Origin of the sequence: Leptospira brenneri (assembly GCF_002812125.1) — a bacterium.
Lineage (GTDB): Bacteria > Spirochaetota > Leptospiria > Leptospirales > Leptospiraceae > Leptospira_A > Leptospira_A brenneri.
The window spans coordinates 288,367-311,440 of record NZ_NPDQ01000001.1; the positions used below are offsets into that span (position 1 = coordinate 288,367).

The 23,074-nt window shown below is 38.3% G+C and carries 24 protein-coding genes; 14 read left to right on the top strand and 10 right to left on the bottom strand.

Annotation, left to right across the window (positions count from 1 at the left end; genetic code table 11):
- The gene (locus CH361_RS01445) at positions 1 to 1,248 is read right to left on the bottom strand and encodes a serine hydrolase domain-containing protein (protein WP_100789041.1); all 1,248 of its coding nucleotides are present in this window, start codon (positions 1,246 to 1,248) and stop codon (positions 1 to 3) included.
- A gap of 12 nt (positions 1,249 to 1,260) precedes the next feature.
- On the bottom strand, positions 1,261 to 1,734 hold the full coding sequence (locus CH361_RS01450; RefSeq protein WP_100789042.1) for a TIGR04452 family lipoprotein: 474 nt from the start codon (positions 1,732 to 1,734) through the stop codon (positions 1,261 to 1,263).
- Positions 1,735 to 1,757: 23 nt separating this feature from the next.
- On the opposite strand from CH361_RS01450, the gene CH361_RS01455 reads away from it, so the two are divergent.
- Complete coding sequence (locus tag CH361_RS01455) at positions 1,758 to 2,465, top strand: class I SAM-dependent methyltransferase (RefSeq protein WP_208861361.1); 708 nt, start codon at positions 1,758 to 1,760, stop codon at positions 2,463 to 2,465.
- An 80-nt stretch (positions 2,466 to 2,545) separates the two neighbouring features.
- Here the strand turns inward: CH361_RS01455 and CH361_RS01460 are convergent, their stop codons facing one another.
- Complete coding sequence (locus tag CH361_RS01460; protein WP_208861362.1) at positions 2,546 to 3,037, bottom strand: TerB family tellurite resistance protein; 492 nt, start codon at positions 3,035 to 3,037, stop codon at positions 2,546 to 2,548.
- A gap of 120 nt (positions 3,038 to 3,157) precedes the next feature.
- Between CH361_RS01460 and metG the strand changes: the two genes are divergently transcribed.
- The 4 genes from metG to CH361_RS01480 are packed head-to-tail and all read left to right on the top strand — an operon-like array spanning position 3,158 to position 7,471.
- Complete coding sequence (gene metG / locus CH361_RS01465) at positions 3,158 to 5,209, top strand: methionine--tRNA ligase (protein WP_100789045.1); 2,052 nt, start codon at positions 3,158 to 3,160, stop codon at positions 5,207 to 5,209.
- Between the two features lie 4 nt (positions 5,210 to 5,213).
- The gene (locus CH361_RS01470; RefSeq protein ID WP_100789046.1) at positions 5,214 to 6,512 is read left to right on the top strand and encodes an adenylate/guanylate cyclase domain-containing protein; all 1,299 of its coding nucleotides are present in this window, start codon (positions 5,214 to 5,216) and stop codon (positions 6,510 to 6,512) included.
- Positions 6,509 to 7,111: a phosphoribosyl-AMP cyclohydrolase gene (locus CH361_RS01475; RefSeq protein ID WP_100789047.1), complete on the top strand. Its 603-nt coding sequence runs from the start codon at positions 6,509 to 6,511 to the stop codon at positions 7,109 to 7,111. The genes CH361_RS01470 and CH361_RS01475 overlap by 4 nt, the downstream gene beginning before the upstream one ends.
- A 3-nt stretch (positions 7,112 to 7,114) precedes the next feature.
- Complete coding sequence (locus tag CH361_RS01480; RefSeq protein WP_100789048.1) at positions 7,115 to 7,471, top strand: rhodanese-like domain-containing protein; 357 nt, start codon at positions 7,115 to 7,117, stop codon at positions 7,469 to 7,471.
- Between the two features lie 89 nt (positions 7,472 to 7,560).
- Here the strand turns inward: CH361_RS01480 and CH361_RS01485 are convergent, their stop codons facing one another.
- Positions 7,561 to 8,034, bottom strand: a complete 474-nt coding sequence (locus CH361_RS01485; protein WP_100789049.1) for a nuclear transport factor 2 family protein — start codon at positions 8,032 to 8,034, stop codon at positions 7,561 to 7,563.
- Between the two features lie 51 nt (positions 8,035 to 8,085).
- On the opposite strand from CH361_RS01485, the gene CH361_RS01490 reads away from it, so the two are divergent.
- Entirely contained in the window at positions 8,086 to 8,607 is a 522-nt protein-coding gene (locus tag CH361_RS01490) for an SRPBCC family protein (protein ID WP_100789050.1), read from the top strand.
- A 13-nt stretch (positions 8,608 to 8,620) separates the two neighbouring features.
- Here CH361_RS01490 and CH361_RS01495 read toward each other — a convergent pair whose 3' ends face one another.
- A complete protein-coding gene (locus CH361_RS01495; protein WP_100789051.1) occupies positions 8,621 to 10,498 on the bottom strand; it encodes an alpha/beta fold hydrolase in 1,878 nt (625 codons plus the stop codon).
- A 91-nt stretch (positions 10,499 to 10,589) separates the two neighbouring features.
- Here CH361_RS01495 and thyX point away from each other — a divergent pair, with 91 nt between their 5' ends.
- From thyX to CH361_RS01515, 4 genes are all read left to right on the top strand, one after another.
- Positions 10,590 to 11,513: an FAD-dependent thymidylate synthase gene (gene thyX, locus CH361_RS01500; protein ID WP_100789052.1), complete on the top strand. Its 924-nt coding sequence runs from the start codon at positions 10,590 to 10,592 to the stop codon at positions 11,511 to 11,513.
- A 76-nt stretch (positions 11,514 to 11,589) separates the two neighbouring features.
- Positions 11,590 to 12,285, top strand: coding sequence for a FecR family protein (locus tag CH361_RS01505; protein WP_208861363.1), 696 nt, complete (start codon positions 11,590 to 11,592; stop codon positions 12,283 to 12,285).
- A complete protein-coding gene (locus CH361_RS01510) occupies positions 12,282 to 13,679 on the top strand; it encodes a hypothetical protein (RefSeq protein WP_100789054.1) in 1,398 nt (465 codons plus the stop codon). Before CH361_RS01505 ends, CH361_RS01510 begins: the two co-directional genes overlap by 4 nt.
- A gap of 10 nt (positions 13,680 to 13,689) precedes the next feature.
- A complete protein-coding gene (locus CH361_RS01515) occupies positions 13,690 to 14,979 on the top strand; it encodes a protein-disulfide reductase DsbD family protein (protein WP_100789055.1) in 1,290 nt (429 codons plus the stop codon).
- Positions 14,980 to 15,087: 108 nt separating this feature from the next.
- Here the strand turns inward: CH361_RS01515 and CH361_RS01520 are convergent, their stop codons facing one another.
- Together CH361_RS01520 and CH361_RS01525 are read right to left on the bottom strand one after the other, a co-directional pair.
- A complete protein-coding gene (locus tag CH361_RS01520) occupies positions 15,088 to 16,029 on the bottom strand; it encodes an NAD(P)H-dependent flavin oxidoreductase (RefSeq protein ID WP_100789056.1) in 942 nt (313 codons plus the stop codon).
- A gap of 18 nt (positions 16,030 to 16,047) precedes the next feature.
- Positions 16,048 to 16,344 (bottom strand): hypothetical protein, encoded by a 297-nt coding sequence (locus tag CH361_RS01525; protein ID WP_100789057.1) that lies wholly within the window; start codon positions 16,342 to 16,344, stop codon positions 16,048 to 16,050.
- 36 nt (positions 16,345 to 16,380) lie between these two features.
- Between CH361_RS01525 and CH361_RS01530 the strand changes: the two genes are divergently transcribed.
- On the top strand, positions 16,381 to 18,333 hold the full coding sequence (locus CH361_RS01530) for a PP2C family protein-serine/threonine phosphatase (protein ID WP_100789058.1): 1,953 nt from the start codon (positions 16,381 to 16,383) through the stop codon (positions 18,331 to 18,333).
- A gap of 76 nt (positions 18,334 to 18,409) precedes the next feature.
- Here the strand turns inward: CH361_RS01530 and CH361_RS01535 are convergent, their stop codons facing one another.
- The 3 genes from CH361_RS01535 to CH361_RS19885 form a co-directional block, all read right to left on the bottom strand.
- On the bottom strand, positions 18,410 to 19,447 hold the full coding sequence (locus CH361_RS01535; RefSeq protein WP_100789059.1) for a zinc-binding dehydrogenase: 1,038 nt from the start codon (positions 19,445 to 19,447) through the stop codon (positions 18,410 to 18,412).
- A complete protein-coding gene (locus tag CH361_RS01540) occupies positions 19,444 to 19,986 on the bottom strand; it encodes a hypothetical protein (protein WP_244279520.1) in 543 nt (180 codons plus the stop codon). The genes CH361_RS01535 and CH361_RS01540 overlap by 4 nt, the downstream gene beginning before the upstream one ends.
- A 123-nt stretch (positions 19,987 to 20,109) precedes the next feature.
- The gene (locus CH361_RS19885; protein WP_125232042.1) at positions 20,110 to 20,205 is read right to left on the bottom strand and encodes a hypothetical protein; all 96 of its coding nucleotides are present in this window, start codon (positions 20,203 to 20,205) and stop codon (positions 20,110 to 20,112) included.
- Between CH361_RS19885 and CH361_RS01545 the strand changes: the two genes are divergently transcribed.
- Genes CH361_RS01545 through CH361_RS01555 form a run of 3 tightly spaced genes read left to right on the top strand, consistent with a single transcriptional unit; the run spans position 20,199 to position 23,074 of the window.
- A complete protein-coding gene (locus tag CH361_RS01545) occupies positions 20,199 to 20,966 on the top strand; it encodes an adhesin OmpL37 family surface protein (protein WP_125232043.1) in 768 nt (255 codons plus the stop codon). The genes CH361_RS19885 and CH361_RS01545 overlap by 7 nt on opposite strands.
- Before the next feature lie 3 nt (positions 20,967 to 20,969).
- Positions 20,970 to 21,632 (top strand): rhomboid family intramembrane serine protease, encoded by a 663-nt coding sequence (locus CH361_RS01550; protein ID WP_100789062.1) that lies wholly within the window; start codon positions 20,970 to 20,972, stop codon positions 21,630 to 21,632.
- Positions 21,632 to 23,074: an MDR/zinc-dependent alcohol dehydrogenase-like family protein gene (locus tag CH361_RS01555; protein ID WP_100789063.1), complete on the top strand. Its 1,443-nt coding sequence runs from the start codon at positions 21,632 to 21,634 to the stop codon at positions 23,072 to 23,074. The genes CH361_RS01550 and CH361_RS01555 overlap by 1 nt, the downstream gene beginning before the upstream one ends.

Sequence of the window (23,074 nt, forward strand, 5' to 3'; positions counted from 1 at the left end):
TTACTTTCCTATTTGTAAATGAATGAGTGGTCTCACAGTTTCTGCAAAGAATAATGAGGTTGATGAAGCTGATAACAAACTCAATCCATTTTTTCTGCCTGTATTATTTACTGCAAGGATTGCCATATAGTTTCGATTTTTGTCCACCCATGGATAGAAGCCATTGATGCCAATGCTATGAGAAATTAGGTCTTTATCACATTCTGCAGGGATATCCGTTGTGGTACAAAATCTCCAATTGCCAAGACCATATTGCCAGCGATATCCGAAAGCTGAGAATTGAGAATACCCAATCTTTGCTCCGTTGTATTGGTCTTGTAAGATCTCTGTTACCGAAGTTGTAGATAGAAAATTGGCGATATTGGCACCAGATGCATTTTTGGCTGTTCCGTTTGTGAGAAGAACATTTAACATACGAGCATAGTGTTCTGGGGAAATAGAAAGTCCAAAAGCTCCAGATAAACTACCATCTGTATCTTCGTTTGTTCGGTAGTTCCCTTTCCAAACCGCTTGGCTTGCATCCCAACCTAATGGAGTCACAATGAGTTGTGTAAACATTGTAGTCCAAGTTTTACCACAAGATACTTCTAACATACGTTGTGCGACTGCCATATGGTTGGAATTGTATTGGAATAAAGCACCTGGAGTTCCTGTAGATTGGTCACGAATTTCATTCACACAAGTATCTTTTTGAGTAGCTGTTGCTCCGATAGGTAACGTAGAAATACAAGTCGCTTGTCCTGATCCGTTTCCACCTCCAGCGTTGAGACCTGAGGTAAAAGATAATAATTGGCGGAGAGTGATGGTTCCTTTTGTTCCTGTCCATCCAAGAATTTCGCTTGTGGTTCTGCTTAAAGACAAAGTTCCTCCTGTCGCACAAGTACCAGTCGTAACCGTTCCACAACCAGCATAAGTTCCACTGTTGGTATTACAATCAATGGCTCGCATGGCTGTGATGGCAGTCACCCATTTGGATCCAGAAGCAATCGGTAGGTAAGTATTATAATCTAAAATGGATTGTCTCGCATAGATTCTGTTACCCGACTGGTCATAAACTTGAAAACTAGCACCTTCATCTGTTGTTTTTGCATACTGATCAAAACAAGAATCGATGGTAAAACAAGATCCGGCAATTCCTGCAAAAAGGATAGATCTTGCTTCTTTGTCAGTCTCAACAGACTTTAAACAATTTCCAAAAAAACAAAATGGTAAGAGAAACACTAAGGTTAAATAGGAATGAAATTTCATAAGGTTCCTCACTTAAAACCGAACCGGTTCGATCGTTATGATTTTTCCCGTTTTTTCTAAATCACAAGAAGCAAATTCTGGGAGTAATAATGCATCTCGCGCCACTCCCCCAACAGTTGTTAAACCATCATAAATACTACCTAAAACCAAAGCTCCTTTGGTACGAATGTCGGATTCACATTGTAAAACAGATGACTCCATAAAGGATTCACTATCTTCAATCTTGGAAACATACGAATATAAGGCTTTGGTTAGAAAACCATTGATGAGGAGGAGAGGGGAAATCGGGCCTTGCCCTCCTTTCATTCCTGATTGTGCCAACCAAAAAGCAGAAGCGGTCGATTCAGCTTCAAAAATCGCATCTGAAATTCTTTTTTTTGCTTCCGAACCTTTGATGGCACCGTAAGTAGGAATTCCTATACCTTCAGTCAGCATACAATTTGTCAGAAAAATAAAGAAAAGAATGGATATAAAAATTTGTTTCATGAGATTTTTATCCTTAATAGAGAATGAAGCGGTCCCTTAACTTTTCCTTTCACCACATGATTCGAATTCCAGAGCCTGAGCTTATGGATGACCCCATCCAAGCAGAATCTTATGCTAAGGCTGATTTTGAAACGGCACATTCGTTTCTTGTGCGAAAGTTTCAAGATCGGCTCCCTTTACGATTCATACCCGAATCCATTTTGGACTTGGGTTGTGGACCGGGAGATATGTCTTCTCGGTTGTATTCCCAGTTTCCAAATGCGAATTTTACTTTTTTAGATGGTTCCGAATTCATGTTGGATCTTTGTAAGAAGCGTATGGGTACACTAGTCTCAGAAAAAAGAAAGAATAAAATTCAATTTAAAAAAGAACTCATTCAGGATTTTGTTCCCGAATCCCCATTTGATTTAATATTTTCAAATTCGTTGTTACACCATCTTCATGATCCATTTGATTTTTGGGCGGGTGTTCAGAGATCAATCCACGAAGATAGTTTTATTTTTATTTCTGATTTGATGCGTCCAGATTCATTAACCAACGCAAACCAACTAATAGAACGTTATGCGAACAATGAGCCAGAAATTCTCAAAAGAGATTTTTATAACAGTTTACTTGCTGCTTATCGTATAGAGGAAGTAAAAGAAATGTTAGAAATAGTTCGGTTAGATTCGAAGCTAATCGTAGAACCTGTTACGGATAGACATTGGATTTGTCATTCGAAACCAAAATAAATAATTTTGAGTTATGGAAGCGAAGAAATTATTGTTTAGAGAAATTAAAAAGAACCTCAAGGAGAAGAAATAAAAACCATTTAGGTAAGGTATTTTTTTTCGACCCTAACTTTGTCCATATGGCTGATTTTTAGTTCCTCTGCCAAATCTTCTAAAAATCGTATTTCTTCCTGATTTAAGGCTCCATCAGAAGCCACAATGCAGACTGCATCCTCAAAAAAATTCAAAGCATATTCGTCGTTATCCGAAACTACTTTGGTAATGGTTTTCATCGGAAGCGGATTTTCAAAAGTTTTGGAAAGAATTTCTAAAACTGGTTTTTTCTGAGCTTGGAACCCACTGAGGAGGCAACCTGGTTCAAAGAGTACGTTCACAAGTTCTCCGACGATATCTCCTTCCTTTTTTTTGAACTGACCATCGGCATTACAAGCATACGACCACAAACTAAGTAGGACTTTGGCATATTCAATGTGCAGGTCACTTTCAATATCTAGAGTCGATTGGATCGATTCTGGATGTTTGTTTTTATTCCCTTTGACTTGTTTCAAATTTTGAACGATTTTTTTTGCCATAACAAACATGAATTTTATTACTTTGGATTCTTCCGTAACTCCATTTTTTTACTCTTTTCTTGATTTTTCTTAAAAATGGGCTGAATTGGAACTTCGAATCAGGAAACTGGAATTAATCTTATGTCGAAAAATATACTAGTTACAAGCGCTCTTCCCTATGCGAACGGTTCCATCCATTTGGGTCATGTTTTAGAAGCAGTCCAAACAGATGTATGGGTACGTTTTCAAAAGTTAGTTGGGAACAATTGTTATTTTTTCTGTGCCGATGATACACACGGAACACCGATTATGATTGCTGCGAAAAAAGCAGGCAAAACTCCCGAGTCCATGATCGAAGAAGTGCAAAAAGAACACTACAAAGATCTAACCGCTTTTGGTGTTTCGTATGATAACTATTATACGACAAATTCGGAAGAAAATAAAAAATTCTCGGAATCCATTTATCTCACTCTAAAGAAAAACGGACATATTGTTGCAAGGAACATTGAACAGTCATATTGCGAACATGATAAAATGTTTTTACCTGATCGTTTTATTAAGGGGACTTGTCCTAAATGTGGGTCCAAAGATCAATATGGTGACTCTTGCGAAGTATGCGGAACCAGTTATTCTCCGAAAGATTTAAAAGATTCTTACTGTTCTATGTGCGGAACCAAACCCGTTCTCAAAGAATCAAAACATTTATTTTTTAAACTCCAGGACTTTCAATCTCAATTACAAACTTGGATGGAAGAAGGAAGTCGTTTGAATGAGGGTGCGCAAAAAAAATTAAAGGAATGGTTCACCTCTGGATTACAAGAATGGGATATCAGTCGTGATGGCCCTTACTTTGGATTTGCGATTCCAGAAGAAGAAAACAAATATTTTTATGTTTGGTTGGATGCACCAGTTGGGTATATGGCTTCATCTTTAAACTTTTTTAAGGATGAAAAAAAATTCAATGAGTTCTGGAAGGATGGCAAAGGGGAAATCATTCACTTCATTGGAAAAGACATTTTGTACTTTCATGGTCTTTTTTGGCCCGCCATGCTTATGGGATCTGGTTACCAAACGCCGGCTCAACTTAACGTTCATGGATTTTTGACAGTCAATGGAGAGAAAATGTCAAAATCGCGAGGAACATTTATCAATGCTTCTACATTTGTTAAATTTTTAGATGTGGAACATTTTCGATTTTATATGGCCTGTCGTTTGGGTCCAGGAATGGAAGACGTAGACATTTCCTTTGATGATTATGTATCGAGGGTAAACTCAGACTTAATTGGAAATTTAGTGAATTTAGTTTCGCGGGTTTCTACGTCTATTTTAGATAAAATGGATCGGAAGTTAGGAGTTCTTTCTTTGGAAGGAAAATCTCTTGTAGCAGAACTTCTTTCGAAAGAGTCAGAAATTCGTGAAGCTTATGAGTCGCGTAATTATTCTAAGGTGATGCGAGAAATTACCGGACTTGGGGATAAAGTCAATAAATATGTAAATGATTATGCTCCTTGGAATCTAATCAAAACGGATGTGGAAAAAGCAAGAGAGGTGGTCACAACATCGCTTAACTGTGCTAAGATTCTATTCACTTATTTGGCACCGGTGACACCAAATATAGTTGGTTCTTTGGCATCTCTATTCCAAGTGCCAAACTTAAGTTTTTTAAATCTCAATGAAACTTTGGAAAACAAAGTTCTGGGGCCATACCAAATGTTATCAAAACGTGTAGAGGAAAAAAATATTTCACTTATGATTCAGGAAACAAAAGAAGTATTTGAAAAAGCAAATCCTGAAAAGTCTAAACTGGACCAAGGAAAAACACAAAATCCTGATTCAGGTTCGGCGACTGCTACTGTATCTGAAGACGGATTTATTACCATCGATGAACTTTCTAAAGTGGAACTAAGGGTGGGACTCATTGTCGAGGCAAATCCTGTGGAGGGAGCCGACAAACTTTTGTTTGTGAAAGTAAACTTGGGAGAAAAGGGAATCAAAAATGTTTTTGCTGGAATCAAAGCCAGTTACACTGCAGAAGAATTGGTTGGAAAAAAGGTGGTGGTGGTTGCCAATTTAAAACCGCGCCAAATGAAATTCGGCCTTTCGGAAGCGATGTTACTCGCATCAGGTAAAGAAAAAACTTTATCTTTATTTGTTCCTGATCGCGATGCAAATCCTGGTGACCTTTTAAAATAAACCAATGGCAACAAAGTCGGAACAAATTTTACGAGAGAAGGAGATTGAAGGGATTAAGTTTAGTCTTTATGGCAAAATTTTAATCTTTTCTCTTCTCACGATTGTCACCTTCTTTGTTGCACAAACTTTATTTGAAATTTTAACTATCACCTGCATTTCGTTAGTTTTTAATGTCGTTTTATATATTTTGTCCAAGTTTTTGAAACGAGGGAAACTTGTTTCTTTTGTTGGGATTTTTTGTGTGGTGATCGATTTATTCATCATCACCATTTTACCATTTATTTGGTACAATGCTGTCGGTGGGGAGTCGCAAGTTCCTCGAACCTATTTAATCAAAACCTATTTGCATTTTATCATCGCGGCCACTTTGGTGATGAATGCGTTTAGCATCCAACCCATTTACCCGATGATTTATGCATTAGGGGTTGTGGTTAGCCAAGCAGGGATTTTGGTTTATGCACAACAAGACCCAAGATTTGTAAGTACTGAAAATTTTAAAGAAGCCTTTCTTGGACCTGCTGCCCATGTAAATAATTATATTTTTTCTATGGGAATCATCGGTGTTCTTGGATTCTTTTTAGCCTTTCTTACCTATCGTGTTAGGCGAACTATTTTTTATGCAGTCAACAATGAAGTGAAGATGTCTCAACTTTCTCGTTACTTTTCACCAAATATAGTAGCGGAAATGAACCATGCAGAAGATGATTTTTTTAAACCTGGTGGCAAAGAAACAACCATTGCTGTTTTGTTTTGTGATATCGTTGGGTTCACACAAATTTCAGAAACTCTTGGCCCTGAAAAAACAATGGCCTTACTTTCAGAATACCATGGTTTTATGTTAGATGTGGTTTTCGAACATAGGGGAACTTTGGATAAATTCATCGGTGATGGGATGATGGTGACTTTTGGAACTCCAATATCTGACAAAACAGATGCCACGAACGCGGTACAAGCAGGGATTGCCATGTTTCGAGCTTTATCTCTTTGGAACCAAAAACGGGAAACCAACGGAGAAAAACCGATTGCTATCCGAATTGGAATTCATTATGGACCAGTCGTAGTGGGCAATGTGGGAGTAGAAAAAAGATTAGAATACACTGTCATAGGGGATACAGTCAACGCGGCAAGTCGACTTGAATCCTTAGGTAAGGAATTGAAACGAAACTTTCTAATCTCTAAAGAATTGTATGATCAAATTTCACTTGAGTCCAAACAGAATCTAAAGGTCAAATCTATGGGCACTTTATCCCTTCGTGGAAAAACCAAAACAACTGAAATTTTATCTGTAGAGATAACTTTATGATCAAACTTCCTTCGGGCAAAGACATCACCATCATTTCGAAACCATCCTTGGATTCCAAAGAAGTAAATTTACGAGTGGTTACTTCCAAAGGAGCAGAAGAATTTCTGAATCATTTTGAATTTAATAAAAAACAATTGTTTGTCGACTGTGATGAAGATGCTTTATTAGAAATTGATCCAAATCTTCCATTAGAAAACAAACAATTGTTATGGGAAAACGGAAATTTAAAGTTTTCATCAGAGGAATGGAAAACCTTTCAGGAATCCATTCCTCCGCTTTCTCCATTTCTTGCTCAGGACAATTCAGGAAAGGATTTGATGTTGGCCTGGGGTAAAAAAGAAAGTTTGTTATCAGCAGTAGAAACTGGGCTTGGAACCTATTTCAGTCGGTCAAGGAATGGAAAATGGGTGAAAGGAGAAGAGTCGGGTCATCTTCAGAATTTAACTGCAATTTATGTTCATTCTAATCCATTTTTTATACAATACATTACGGGCCAAATCGGAGCGGCTTGTCATACAGGATATTATTCTTGTTTTTTTCGTGAACTCGGTGTGAATGATTCTATTTCCTTCGTCTATCCGAAGAAGGTAGGAGAGTAGTTTTTGAATCGTATTGTTATCATTGTTTTAGTTGTTGTTTGTATTATTTTTATTGTTTATAAACTTAAATCTTCCTTTGGCGCAAACCAAACTCAATTAAAAGAGAAAATAGATGCTGGTGCTTTGGTTGTCGATGTAAGAACCGTTGCTGAATTCCAGTCTGGTCATTTTCCTGGAGCGGTCAATATTCCTGTAGATCAAGTTTCCAAAAGATTAGATGAATTTGGTGATAAAAATAAATCCATCATTGTTTATTGTGCTTCAGGTGGTCGCAGTGGGAGTGCTAAATCTTTTTTAGAGTCTGTTGGTTATCGTGACGTCACCAATGCAGGTGGACTTTCCAATATGCCAAATCTTTAAGTAGAAAACTTTTTATAGGGAAGAGAACTTCCCTATAAAAAACTTACTATTTATAAATGAATCTTTTCTATAGAGAAGAAACGAACAATCTACATTCGTTTTCGTTTCATATACAATTGTAATCCAGTCACTGCCTCTTTACGGACCTTGTTTCCGAGTGCTGGCCACCAACCGAGTAAATAACCAACTGGACCCATAGCCATTCCTAACCATTTCCACATGGAAAAATGATCTTTATGAATCAGGATCTTTCCTTCTTTAAAGGTAAAATTTGCGTGGATTTTGTTTTGAACTAACCGACCAGTTTTACTAAAACTATAATCTGCTTCCCAATCTGCAGATCCTTTAGAATCATCCGCTTTGATATTAGAAAATCGAATGGTAAGACCTTGGCTACGTTCGAGTAACATAAGCCACATTGCTCCAGCTTCCTTTCCTTTTAAATGGCCAAAGGCTGGATCTTGGAATTCGATTTCGGGATGGTAACAACTGACCATAGTTTGCCCATCTTTATTTTGAAAGGCCGTATAAAACTTTTGAATTAACTCTTCATTTGCATGCATTGTGGGAAAGATTATGATTGATCAATCCCGCTCTTAGCAAGAAAAAAAGTTATGAAACGAATTGTTCTCTTTGCTTTTGGAACGAGTTTTTTACTCATTGGCCTTGTTGTTCTTTTTTTAGCCGTAGGTTTTTTTCAAGATCCGAAATTTCACGCGGAAACCAGTGAATGGTTGAAAGCTGAACCAGAAGATATCTGGGCTTATGTGACAGATATCAAAGACCTCCCCAATCGCCGGAAGGAAGTAGTTGCGATTAAAATTTTAGAAACTAAGCCGGACGGAACCGTGACCAAATGGGAAGAAACACCGGATATGGGTGGGTATATGATTTTTGAGCTTCGAGAGTCCATTCAAAACAAACTTTGGAAAATTGAACTCACAGATGCCAGTTTTAAAATGCGCGGGACTTGGACTTATACTTTGGAACGAAAAATTCCAGGTACGGTTGTTACCATCACCGAAGATTCGGAAATTACAAGTATTCCTGTCAGAGGGGCTTACTTCCTGGCCGGTCGTGATGCCACTCTTCAGAAGGAGATGGAACTTATTCACAACCGGTTTAGCGGGCGTTAAGCGAATATTCGAATTACTTCAATTCCTGGATCCACTCGTCGATCCCTTTACAAATTTTTCTAACGGTTTCTCCGTGAAAGATGATACCAAGGTGACCTTGTTCATAATAAGTAATCACCTTGTTTTCTGATTTGAGATCTTTCAATTCAGTGAGACTTTCTTCAGGAACAATTTTATCAACTGTACCCACCACACTGTAAATAGGCATATTGAAGTTGTTCAAAAAATTTTCGGTATAATTGATACGACCATCATTTGACCAAAAACTTCTCTCGTTGGAGATTTGACTTTGGAAAAATTGCATAATCACAGAGACAGACTCTTCGCAAAACACATCTTCCATGAGAAAATACCATTCTGGTGGTGTGATTTCTTTATAACCCACAAAGTCTTTGATGGTTAGAACTTTGGTTCCAATATTATAACTGAAACTTCGTAAACTCGAATGTAGATTCAAAATGAGTTTAAAGAATTTTTTTAAATCAATGGTTTGGATTGTGGCTTGCATCGAAAAACTAGCCATACTCAAAATCATGTCGGATATCATTTTATGCGGAAGCATACTGAACCCACGTTTTAAAGTATCGAGTCCAATAAAGTTTGATTTCAAACTGATATAGTTCGGTGAGGTAATGGAAACAATTCCTGCAATGTAATCCTCTGGTTTTGGTAAATTGAATTCTTCTTTTAGTTCTTTGATTTTTTCATAAGAAGAAACATAAAAACGAGGAATCATTCCCCCCATACTATGACCAAGTACGACGGTTCTTTCACTTGGATAGTGCCAACGAATCCAACGTAGAATCTCAGGAAAGTCGTCTTGGATGTAATTATCAACAGTCCATCCTTCTTTTTTCCCGTGTTTCGGCATGGTTTGTCTGGATCTACCACGCATATCCATTAGGAAAACTCGGTATCCGTATTTGAGTGCGAGTTCTTTGGCGAGTTTGTCCATCACGGAACGGCGACAAAAAAATCCAGGGATGAGTAAAAGGTTTTTACCTGTATTATTTAGTTTTTCAGGAGTAAAACTTTTTAAAGAAACCGCATAACCATCAGTAGTGGGGATGATGAAAGAGGCATCCATTCTGTATTCAATATTATACTGGTGCGACTTGAAAATAATGGAAGTAACTGGTTCTTTTTGGTCTTTGGTTGTGGTATAAAATAGATTTCTAGAGTTAGAAACTGTATCGGCCTTTTCAATGTTCTTTTGGGCAATGTAGTGGTCATTTCCTGATTCCATTTCCTTTGCCACAACAAACTCAATCACATCAAACAAAGAATAGAGTTGGAGGGTCAGGGGACGGATTTGATCCTCCGGAATCGGATCTTTTGTGATCCCCCATAAAATCCCAATGGGATTTTCGTTCACGAAGAGAGGAATCCCGATGGCATGGTTCATCGTTTCCGAAAGGAGTACTTTCTTTTCAGGATGGATTTCTTCCTCTTTCAAATTAACAAAGATAACTTCCGGTCTTAGGCCTTTATTAAAATCAATGATGGATTTTCGAATGAAAGCTGCTGATTCATTTCGGGGATCGGCCAAATGAATGGGGCGAGATTTTTTTATGTATTCTTCGATACCTGGAATTCGGCGGCGTTCCGCGATTTCTTTCAGTTTGAAGTGAGTGGCTGTGGCCACGATTTTCATTTCATCTTGGTCAATGACTTCAAAAATCGAAAAATTAAAAATGGGCTCATCGTGGAAGTCCACAAGAGAAACCATTTTATTTGCGATGGATTGCCAAATATTTTCCAAAAATTGGAACGTGGTTTTGGGTACCGGAAAAATATAGATTTTGTCCGGGTTCACCATGAGACTTTTGTTGCTGTCTCGGGAGGAAATTTTGATCAATCGATCTTCTAGCGAATTTTCTTCAAGTGCCATTTAGCATCCTTTCTATTTATGAGGCGATACGGTACGCTATAACTCTATTTTCGACTTTTCATTAGCCTGTGAACTAAAAAATAAAGCTAATATGCAACAATCTGATTTCGAATCCATTTCAAGAGTTTCCGTTCCCGATTTAGACTCCATTTTAGGAAAACCATTTCCGGTTTTGGATGACGGGTTTGTCAGACTAGTTGATTATATGGGATCTGATGAATCAATCGTTCAAGCCGCACGCGTTTCGTACGGAAAAGGAACAAAAAAAGTAAATGAAGATCGCGGCCTCATTCGTTATTTAATGCGCCACCGCCATAGCACTCCCTTTGAAATGTGCGAACTAAAGCTACATGTTCGTGTTCCCATGGACACTTGGCGACAGTGGATTCGCCACCGTATGGCAAATGTCAACGAATACTCTACGCGTTACTCCGTAGCCATTGACTCGGCACAAACCACTTTGCCTGGCGAATGGCGAGTTCAATCAATTGGAAATAAACAAGGTAGTGATGGATATTTAGAATCATCTAAAGGTGACCACCTAACTAAGCGTGAAACAGAATTTCAAAAGTTTGCTACAGATATTTATAATGAAAGATTAGAAATGGGTGTAGCAAGAGAACAGGCGAGAAAAGATTTACCACTTGCTACTTATACCGAAGCGTATTGGAAAATCGACCTTCATAACTTACTTCACTTTTTGGCTCTTCGAATGGATGACCATGCCCAATTAGAAGTTCGTTTATTTGCCAAAACCATTGGAGAACAGATTGTGAAAAAATGGGTTCCAAATGCTTGGGAGGCATTTGTCGACTACCGTTTGTCAGCACTCAATCTAACCAAGTATGACACAGAAATTATCAGCGCCCTCAACACTTCAGGGATAGAAGGTGCAAAAAAGAAGGCAATCGAACTTGGTTTGTTAGATGAACAAGGTTCCACTGCTAAAAAAAGCCGAGAACGTGAGGAATTGGAGTACAAATTGAAAGAGATGGGTTTTTCCATTCCTTGGTAGGTAAGACTGATTAAAACAATATCAAATTTGATAAATTTGATTGATAATTTATTTCGTTGTGGTTGTTAGAGGGATTATGAGCCTCAGAATCCTTCTAACAGTTTTTTCTATCCTCCTAACTTCTGTTTCGCTTTTCGCTGAAGAGTTTGCCGTGGCGACCTTTACCCGTGGAAAGGTAAGTTTCATCTCTGCTTCTGATACTTCTAAACTTTGGAAAACGCTCAAAGTCAATGACATCCTAAAACCAGGTGACAGAATCAAAACTGGCAACGGATCTAAAGTGGATTTTTTCTATAAAGAAACAGAAATCCGCATCCAACCAAACACTGACTTTACGTTGAAAGAGTGGAATTCAGAAAACAAAGTTGCAAAGGCTTATGTAGAAAAAGGAGCCGCTTGGTTTCGGGTGAGTAATTTCAAAAAAGGTAACTTTGAAGTTTCTACTCCAACAACAACTGCCGGTGTTCGAGGAACAGCCTTTGGTGTGTTCTATGAAGAAAAAGAAAAAACGGGATATACTTGCGTTTGTGAAGGCCAAGTGAATATCAATGGGTCAGATTTTTCTAAAGGAACTGGTGGTGCTGTAAAACTAGGGTCCGCAGATTTAGAAAAAAATGATTATAAAGAGCTGATCACAAAAGAAGGAGCCACTCTCCTGTTTAAAGAAAAAAGAAAAGAATTCCCTATGTTATCTCGTTGCCTCCCTTGCCACAAACCAGTAGGTTGGGAAGATAAAAGTTTTATTCCGGACGAAACTTACGGTAAAAAGTGAAATTTAGTTTTCGATTTATTTTTCTTCTATACTTCTTCACCTTTTCTTTGTTTGGTGAAGAAGTGGTTACAACCAAAAAAGACGAACCTGATGGCTACTATGGTTTAAAACTAGGAGCCATCTTAACTCCCACAGTTTCCTATAGAATTCGAGACAAGGCTTCTGGTACAACAGACCTTTCTCCTTCAGACAAAGCGGGTTTTTCCCTCCCTTGGACCATGGTAACTATGTCAAAGGAATGGGAAGAATTGGGTTTAAAAGCCGAGTTTTGGGGAGAAATCCTCCGAAATGATGCACTTACGAATGATACATTAGCAGGTACCGGCAACAAATCTAATCCTTATGTATTTCTAGTTAGGCGAGCAAATTTAGCAAAAACGTTTGAGGTAGGAAATACAAAACACCAAATTCAGTTTGGGATGTTTGAATTACCCCATATGTTTTCTGTTTGGTCGGGGAATTATGATTGGCGATATTTCGACAAATCTCCGCTAGAATCTATGGGTTTTGCAAAAGACCCAGTTGACCTCGGTATTAATTATATCCTTCGATGGAAATCTTTCTCTGTCCAAACTGCCGTTGTCAACGGTGAAGGTTATCGTAATACACAAAATACAACGAATACTGGATACGATGTCATTGGAAAATTAGGTTGGGATCCAACTTGGACTGAAAATTTAAAAACGGGACTCCATATTTTAGGAAGAGCATCGAATGCATTTGGTTATGCGAGTGATGAATGTCGAGAAGGAAAAACCAGTTGTCTTACTAGTGATGGAAATCCAACGACAAGAAAACAAGGAACAGTTTCTCTCAACCAAGAACAGGTAATCGCTGTCGAATCTCATCTTGTTTGGAGAGAGATCCTAAATTTAGGACTTGGTGGAATGGTCAAAAAACGCCTTGGTGGAGAAATCGTGGATCGGATGTCCCCTTACTTGCCTGCCACTAAGGTTCCAGAAGCGACAGGGCGGGGAGCCTATCTTTGGGCTGGGATTGGGAATGGAACTCTTCGCCTGGTTGCACGGGGAGAAATCGCCACAGGTGGCCCTCTTCCTGGTCTGCAAGCCACAGAAACGGTAGAACGAGAACCATGGCTCCGATTCAAACCGGGAACCACTGATCCTTTGTATTCTAACCAATCTTATTACGTCACTCGCCAAATCTTTGGAGAATGGCTTATGACCTCATCGGTAAGACTTGCTTTGGGATATACAGAGGTTCGTTCGTATGATTCTAAAGGTGAGCCAAATAAATGGTATGTAGACAGTACCGGGGAGGCATCAAATCGTGTCGAATATATAGAACAGTTTTCAAAACCAGTGGCGTATCCCATTTCCGAATATGGAAGATTGGATCGAAGTCTAGTTTTGAAAGCCACAGCTACGTTCTAAGACAGAGAGTATGGTATCTGAAATCCAAACCTTTATAGAATCCCAATTGTCTTCTGGTTCTTTTTCCATTTTTAGTTTTTTCTTTTTGGCACTAGGAGGGTTACTCGCAGGGCTTCTACCTTGTGTTTATCCTTTATATCCCATCACCGCAGGGATTTTAAAGTCCCGAGTTTCCAAACACAAATGGTCCCACCCTCTTGTTTACTACGTTGGCCTTGCTAGTATGTATGCGGTTTTTGGGTTGGTTGCAGGTTTTAGTGGAGGAGCATTTAATTCTTTTTTACGTTACCCTGAAACGCAAGTGCTACTTTCCATTTTGTTGTTCATTTTAGGTCTCAGTGTTGCCGAATTTTTATACTTTCCTTTTTTCTCTGGAGACTTAAGAAATTCGACAAATATTAGTTATGCGAATACATTTTTGCTTGGAGTGGGTGCTGGACTCCTTTCCTCTCCTTGTGTTGGCCCGGTGGTAGTTTCCATCCTTGTCCAACTCATTACTTACCAAACAGAGGGCTTCAGCATCCTTCCAATCCTATTTACTTCATTAAAGATGTTTGTTTTTGGTTTGGGTCTTGGGATTCCATTTTTACTCATTGGTGTTTTTGGTTTTGCCTTACCAAAATCGGGAAAGTGGATGAAGTGGATTCAGTGGGTCTTGGCATTGTTCATTCTTTATTTTTCTTATTCCTATTTGGAAAAAGCTTTTGCCCTCTGGGGATTTGATTCTGGACTTTCTGCAAAAGTGTTTCTCCTTTGGACTTTGGCACTGAGCTTTCTTTACTTACAGAAGAAAGAAGGCCTTCCTTGTGAGAAAATGAAACTAGCACTTTTGCAAATGGGAGTCTATACCTCTCTCGTGATTCTCATTTTACTTTTACAACCATCAGTTCTAAAAATTTTCCCCGTGTCACCCAGTGCAGGACTAAACCCAGTGCCAACAGAAATTCATGGAAATTTAGAATGGCAAAGGTCAGAAGTAGAGGCCTATCGGATGGCCAAAGAAACCGGAAAACCGATATTTATCGATTTTTACGCTGATTGGTGTACAAACTGTAAAGAGTTTCAAAAACTCACTCTTTCAGATAAGGAATGGAATGAAACTTTCAAAAATAAAGCCATTCTTTGGAAGGTATATGATACTGATCCAATTTTTGAAGAGTTTGCAAATAATCCAGAGTATCCCGAATTAAAAATTGGGTTACCCTTTTTTCTAATTTTAGATGCAAACGGAAAAAGGATTTATAAATCGAATGATTATCTTGATACCAAAGGGATGATCGATGCCGTTCGCAATTTCTAGGTGATCCATTATTTTGAAAACAGTTGAATTTCGTAAAATAGTAAAGAGGTCGTTTTTAGAATTCAATGTGCGAATCGACCCTTAAAAACCGATTCGCACAACGTTTGTTTAGCGAGGAAGGTTGTTGACTGTCGCCAAGTACTCACCAGCAATTTCTTTTACAATTTCACCGGCTGGTTTTACTTCGTGGATTTGAGCCACTCCTTGGCCGGCTGACCAAATATCTCTCCAGCGTTTGTATTCTTGTTCGATTGCTTTTTCCCCACCGGCATGACCGGCAGCAATTTTTTTAGGACCGTCTTCTAAAATTTCAGGCGAACGTTCTACTGATTTTGATAACCAATTGGCCGGGATTCCTGAAATTTTTTCTGTATAAATAATTTCATCAGGGCTAGATTCAATTAACATTTGTTTGTATTCGTTTTGTGCTTTTGATTCTGGGGTAGCAATAAATCGAGTTCCGATATAAACGGCATCTGCTCCGAGAGACAAAGCGGCCGCCATTTGAGATCCGGTAGAAATGGCTCCTGCGGCAATTACGGGTAAACCTACTTCTTTTTTTAAGTAAGGGATGAGTGCAAATGGTGTAATGGCACCAGCATGTCCACCTGCACCCTGTGATACTGCAATGAGGGCATCTGCTCCCGATTTTGCAACAATCTGAGCATGTTTGAGAGTTGTTACATCGCAAAACAAAGTGGATCCATTAGATTTGATTTCTTTAGCAATGGTTCTTGGTGTCCCAAGGCTCGTGATGATCAGTTCTACTTTTAAATCCATAACCACTTCAAATTGTTTCGCCCAATTGGGGTTATGTTCCTTGTGTAGGATTAAATTGGCACCAATGGGTTTTTTTGTTTTAGAACGAATTTCTAAGATTCCTTCTCTTAGTTGTTCAGGTGTTCTATAATTTAACGAGGGAAAACATCCAATTCCCCCAGCTTCTGAGACTGCGACCACTAACTCCGGATAGGAGACGAGGAACATTGGTGCTGCAATGATCGGTAGATCAATGTTCAGCATTTCACTGATTTTTGTTTTGATTTTCATAAATCTCCTGTTATACGATTATGGTTGAGATGGCTTTGGGGCTAGATTTGGTAACTCGGAAGAATACTTTCCTGAACGGGGAATACAACTCATCGCAAAACCTTGGATAATGTAGCAGATAGAATCTTTGGAGATACATTTTATAGTTTTCTGATATTCTAACCCGTCAATTTCCATGGCAATGGAATGGCATTCCATTTTGTCTTCGACGAATTGTTCTTGAGCTGTCTTGTCTTCTTGGGCCATCAGAGTGGTAAGAGACAATAATAAGAAGGGAATTAGGTAAAAAAATAATGGGAATCGATTGCGATTCATTGAAGGTATCCTGCTTAATTCTATAGGAATCAAATTTTGAAAGAAGTCAAATCATATAAATCGATTCAAACTCTCTCACAATTGGTTCTTTATTTGGGGTTTGTAGTTTTATACTGTGGGTGTTTGGACTTACATTCGGAAACCAAACCGGATCGACAGTTCCAACAATCTGTTTATCTTTTGGATCGGTATTATTTTTGGTCTTCTGAGGAAATAAAAGATCCAAATTCTATTCCTGACAATGTTTGGCGAAAATTGGAACCCAACCAATTGGGACTATACCCACAAGAGAATCAGTTTCTTTATATTAAATTTAGTGATCAGTTTGTCAGACAATTAAAAAGTCCAGTTCTTTCCATTGGAATTGCTTTAGAGCAATTTAAACTTTTTCAAGGATCAGAACTTGTTTTTGAATCGAAACTCCAAGACCATATTTTCCCTTATATCATTCCATTAAATCAAAATCCCTCAGGTACGCTAATCCTTCAGTTCCAATCTAGATACAAAAGTTTTATTGGAATGGATCGCGAAGTTTATTTCAAAGATCATTCACAAGCTTTGATTGATTTGTTTTTAAATAATTTTTCGGAAACTTTTTTTGCTCCGATTTTACTTATCCTTTCTATACTTTTTCTTGGATTTTATTTTTTAAGGAAAAAAGAAATCATTTTTTTTAATTTTTCGATTTTGTTATTCTCCGCCTCTCTCATTGAAGTTTTGAATGGTTTTGTTGGTTTTTCTTTGAGTCAATTTTCAGATTTTGTGGTTCCACTTACATATTTTAATTTTGCGTTTTTTCCTTTTGCTCTTTTACTTTTTTTGATTGGTATCTTTCCTCCATTCTTTCGAAATTTATTTAAGATACTCGCGGCTCTCCATCTGATTGTTTTCTTTATTTCTCTAGTGAATAATTATGAAAATGGAATTTCATTTCTCAATAGTGAGAATGATTACGATTGGATCATTGTTTTTGAAGGCATCGTTGCTATATTTTCTTCTGTTTATGTTTTAATCAAAGGAAACAAAAACCTTCGAACCATTACCTTAGGATTACTTGTCATTGTTATTGGTGGTTTACACGATATTCTGGTAGACCTTGAACTTTTAAATTATGGAGTTCGTCTCATTCATTATAGTTTTTTTCTGATGTTGTTACTCTTTGGTTTTTATGTTTTTAAACACTATTGGGAACTTTTACACTCCATCAGCAGGATGAACACTGAATTACGAAACAAAAATAAAGAATTACAAAGATTAATCCAAATTGATAAAGATTTAGCTTTAGCGAATGCCTTACAAAAATCATTATTATCTTCTAAGTATAACGAAGATGAAAAAATTAAAATCATAGGGTTTTCACAAAACCTAGAGTCGGTGGGTGGGGATTACTTTGATCATACAAAAGATAGTATGGGGAACTGGGCCATACTGATGGCAGACGTTTCTGGGCACGGAATTTCTTCTGCGATGGTAGCGGCTATGTCAAAGATGGCTTTTGTAGGTGCAGGTGCTTACTTACAATTCCCCTCAAGAGTGTTTCATTCAATGAATAGACATTTGGTGGGAAAAACAAAAAATCTTTTTATCACTGCTTCTTATGTATTTATCGATACGGAATCATACACTGCCACATTTAGTAATGCAGGACATCCTGGTTTTTTTCTCATTCGAAATTCTGAATCTGATGTCATTCATTTAAATGTAAAAGGGAAACCTTTGGGTTTGTTTTCCCATTTACCGTATGATGAAGAAACTGTGAAACTCCAATCGGGTGATAAGATTTTGCTCTATACCGATGGAATTTTTGATCTGTTAAATGAGGTTGGTCAAAGTTTTGGTGAAGAACGACTCAAATCATTGTTATGGGACAATCGATATCAAAAATTCCAAGACTTCGCAAAGGTAATCCAAGACTCTCTTTTTAAATTTTCAGTCGGTTGGAAATACCAAATGGATGATTTGAGTTTTCTTTTGGTAGAAATTAAATGAATGAAATCCAAATTCAAAACCTGGAACTATCTACAAGGGACCACAAAATTTTACGCTGAACCAATCAATCTTAAATTTATAACTCCGGATTGATGATGAAACGAATCGGATTTCCTTTTTTCTCTTCCAAAGCATGTAAAAACTCATTTGTTTCTTCTAACTTATGAACACCGCTAATGGACTTGGTTAGGTTTAACTTTTTATTTTGATAGAGTTGGATGAGTTCCGGAATTGCTCTTCTATCTGATCCATAAGATCCCGTAATACGAATTTGCCTTTCGATCAGAAAAAAAGGCATAGGAATTTCTAATTTATTTCGACCGATTCCGACGAGTACAATTCTTCCACCTCGGTTCATGGCTCTAACAGAGTTTTCAATATTAGGCATAAATCCAGAAAAGTCGCATAACAGATCAATCCCACCTGATTTTTCTTTTAAAACTTTACCGACTTGCATATTTTTTTCGACTAATATCAGTTCATCGGCACCATAAGCCTTTGCATTTTCCAAAGAACCACTATCAATATCGACAGCAAAAATTCGGCCGGCACCTAAAGCTTTAGCGATGGCAACTCCATGGATTCCGAGACCACCACATCCAATGATGGCAACAGTGTCACCAGGTTTGATTTCACCTTGGTATTTGACTGCATGGTATGGAGTGGATACAGCATCTGCAAGGATGGCTCCTTCGGTAAAAGGGATTTCCTCAGGCAAGTGGTGGAGGTAGCGTTCTTCGATTTGTAAATATTCGGCAAACCCGCCGCGTTGGTTGAAACCAAGGACTCCAATTTCTTCACAAAGATTTTCTCGGCCCGCCAAACAATGTTTACATTTTCCGCAAGAAGTCCCTGCGCTAACAACAACCCGGTCACCCTTTTTAAACTTTGTTACTTGTTCTCCAATTTCTTCAACAACTCCAGAAGTTTCGTGGCCTGGAACACAAGGACTGTAACTTGCTTTCATTTTACCGTGGAGAACTAAATGGATGTCTGATCCACAAATGCCACAGGCTTTGACTTTAATTTTGACTTGGTTTGGAAGAAGAGAAGGAAGATCTAATTCTTGGATTTCAAGAGATCTTGAACCTTGTGGGAGAACAGCTGCTTTCATTGAAAGATTCCATCTAACTCCATCAACATGTCACTCGCATCAGTTTCATTTAATTGTTCTAACGTGATTTCAATTGTATCAGTAAGGTAGTATTTGTAATTTTTATATGTAGATAAAAAATCTTTTAGTTTTTCTTTTTCATCATCGGAAAGTCGATTTTCCATATTGAGTTTGCATAACGCGAGTACACCGAACGCAGATTTTAATTCATCCGAGTTGGAAGCAATTGTAAAGAGTTCGCGAATATCAAGTTCTGCAAATGTAGGTAACAAATCAGAGATAAGTTCCATAGCTCCAATGGGAATGGCTCGATCGAGTGATTTGACATAATTTAATAGTACTCGGTAACTTTTGGAATCACCAACATAAGCAAGGAGATAAACCACTCCAGATAGCAATGACTTATGATACCCCCAACTCAGTCGACCGGAGTCGGCTTCTCGAATGATTTGGTAGATCATCGTCCAAGTATTTTTGTCACCATCAGCTGCTAATTTCATCAAATCCAAAAGACGTGATTCCCAGACCGGTTGGTCCATTTCGGACTTCAGGAGGTCAATGGCTTCCAAGGGGGATGTTGGTAGTGATCCTAACTTTTGCACAGGTTCCTCTCGACATAATTCTAGAATATGAGACGTATATGTCTTTTCTTTTTTATCATGCTAATGTTTTCTGCGTACGGCCGAAACTATTTCCATAGATGAAACGTTTTTCGGTAATACTATTACTCTTCCTGACTGCCATTGGAGAGATGACACCGGACCAGTCCAGTTCCAAAGCTACCCAGTTAATTCGTGTTAGCTATGGACTTAAGGACAACTACGAGTTTCTACGCATTTTGAATTCCACAATTAGCAATCGGGGAACCGAAGATCAAAAAAAATACTTCAAACGTTGTGTCCAACACCATATTGAATCAGAAATCCTCCATTTGCAGATGGATTTAGGACGTTCATATTCAGAACTTAGAAGAACTCAAAGTTTACTCATTCAACTTTATATTCTTGTTCTGGAAGACGAAATTGAAGAATTGGAAATAGAATTGGGACGGCTCGCAAGGCTCGCCAATGGAAAAGAAAAAACGGAAACCAAACTATACCTTCGTTTGGGTTATCGTGAAATTGCCGTTGCCAAACAGAAATTACTCGTAGGGAAAAATATAAGGCCTTATTTGTATTTGATGAAACTCCAAGAGTTGGCGTATTCGTTAAAGTCTCTTAAACAGGCAGAAAAGTATATTGTCCTACTCGGACTTTTACACGATTCGATTGATGAATTTGACAAAGAAACTCGGACTTTTGCAGAAATGGTTCATGAAGTGAATCGAATTATCTTTTCTGATCGTGAAAAATATTTACGTTTATTGTATGATAGTCATTTTGATTCCTTTGGGGCTTTGGATTATTATGAACTCATTTGGAAACAACCGGATTTATATGAATTGGCTACAGGGATTCCAGGTTTTGATCCGGCTTATGTGAGAAATCCAGAAGAAGCCATTCCTCCTAGTTTTAAATAAGTTATGCGATCATTCATTTGGGAATTCCCACTTACTGCTGGTTTTGCTTCTTTTCTTTTTTTGTTGTACCCTGTTGTTTCTATTTTTTTTCCCGATTTAGTTAGTGTTTATTTTATAGCAACACCTGGTGAATTTGAGCCGATCAATTGGGTTCTTTCTACTTTCTTTCACGGGTCTGGAGCCCATCTCCTTTCCAATTTGTTTTTTCTTTTGTTACTTGGCAGAGTGGTAGAGAATCGGGTAGGGAAGAGTAGATGGTTACTTTTTTATTTTATGGCAGGGATACTTTCTGTGTTAGGCGACGCAATTGTAAGAGGTCTAATCTTAGGTGATAGAACTCCGATTGTGGGTGCTAGTGGAGCTATATCGGGATTGGCATCGGCTGCAACTCTACTTTCTCCCTTTCGTTTCCCTTTAACAAAAACAAAATCCATTCCCTTTCCGGTATTTCTTTTTGGTTGGATGATGGTTTATTCTGATGTAACCAACTTATTTGCAAGAGACCAAGTGGCTCATTGGGCACATCTCGGTGGTTTTTTCTCGGTCTTTGTCACAAGTTATCTACTTGGCGACAAAGAGAGGCGAGAAATCAGGCAAGGCTTTCTTTTGAACTTTACCTTTTTTACATTGACTATCATTCTTCTTTTTTTTATCAACAATAGGTAATGAACTTAAAATTTCGAGCGAAGGATTACAAATCCGATGACTCGTTTGAATCAGCAGAATACGAGTATTTTGGTAACGAAACCGAAGGATGGGAGATCAAACGAAATGGTGAATCCTACCTTCATCTAGGCCCAGGTTATATCCCTCTCAAGACCATCTCTTGTGGCGTTTGTTCCACCGATATAGATCGTCGTTTTTTACCCTTCCCCTTACCCCAAATTATCGGCCATGAAGTTCTGGCAGAGGGTCTTGGTGACAACCAAGGAAAACAATATGTTGTCGAAATTAATGATACTTTTGAGGCAAGGGGAGATCAAAATCCTGATCTCTTTTGTAAGGAAGGGATTCCCACCCATTCTCCAGAAAGAAAGGTGCTTGGGATTGATAGGTTGCCTGGTGGGTTTGGACCCTATATCTTAGCACCGATTCATGCTGCGATTTCCTTAGAAGGTGTCTCTCCCAAAGCTGCTGTTTTGATGGAACCCTTTGCCGCAGCTTTACAAGCAATCCTTGCTTCGCCGCCGAAACCAGGGGATCATGTGGCAGTTCTCGGACCACGCCGATTGGGGAGTTTGATTTTAGCCGCTCTTGCTTCTTATCGAAAAACCAATGGGTCTGATTTTCGCATAACTGCAATTACTCGTCACGACCATTTAGTGACCTTGGCAAAATCGATGGGTGCCGATGAAATTGTGGATCTTCGCAAAACGGATATTAATGAACTTAAAAATCGGTTTGATATTGTTTACGATACTACTTCTACTGCTTCCGGTTTTGAATCCGCATTGCAAATTGCTAAACGTGAAGTTCATTTGAAAACTACCAATGGACAAGTGATGGCAGGTATCGCTCATTTGACAGAACTGGTTGTGGATGAACTTTCTATCCTTCCATATTCGGATACGAATGTTCTTTTCCATTGGAAAAAGGAAAACCGCAAGAATCAGAATGTATTTGTGTTTGGTGGTGTTTCCGCGTCTATTAAGGAAAACTTAAAAAAACATTTTACTGTTTTTGAGGGAAGTTCGTCGGATGCAGAAAACATTTTAAATTCAGATCAGTTTTCTAACCGATTGCCTAGGTTTGACTTCGTAGTCGTTTCTAATCCCGAAGAGTTGAGTTTGGCAATTCGACCCAATCCAAAACATGAAAATTCTTTGGCGCGACCAAGGGGAGCCATACTTGTGGATTCCACAAATGGATCAAAGTGGCCTGTGCAAACAAATCTTGTGGCTCAATTTTTTGCCAATGGTAAAGAAATTCATAGTTCACGCTGTGGAGATTTTCATATGGCCATATCTTTACTTCGTGATAATCCAGACATTACACATGCATTGGAAACTAATTTGATTTCCCATCGTTTTTCTTCTGACCAATTGGAAGAGGCTTATGCGACGGCAAAAGATCCTTCCAGTGTTAAGGTAGTGGTCGATTTTAAATAA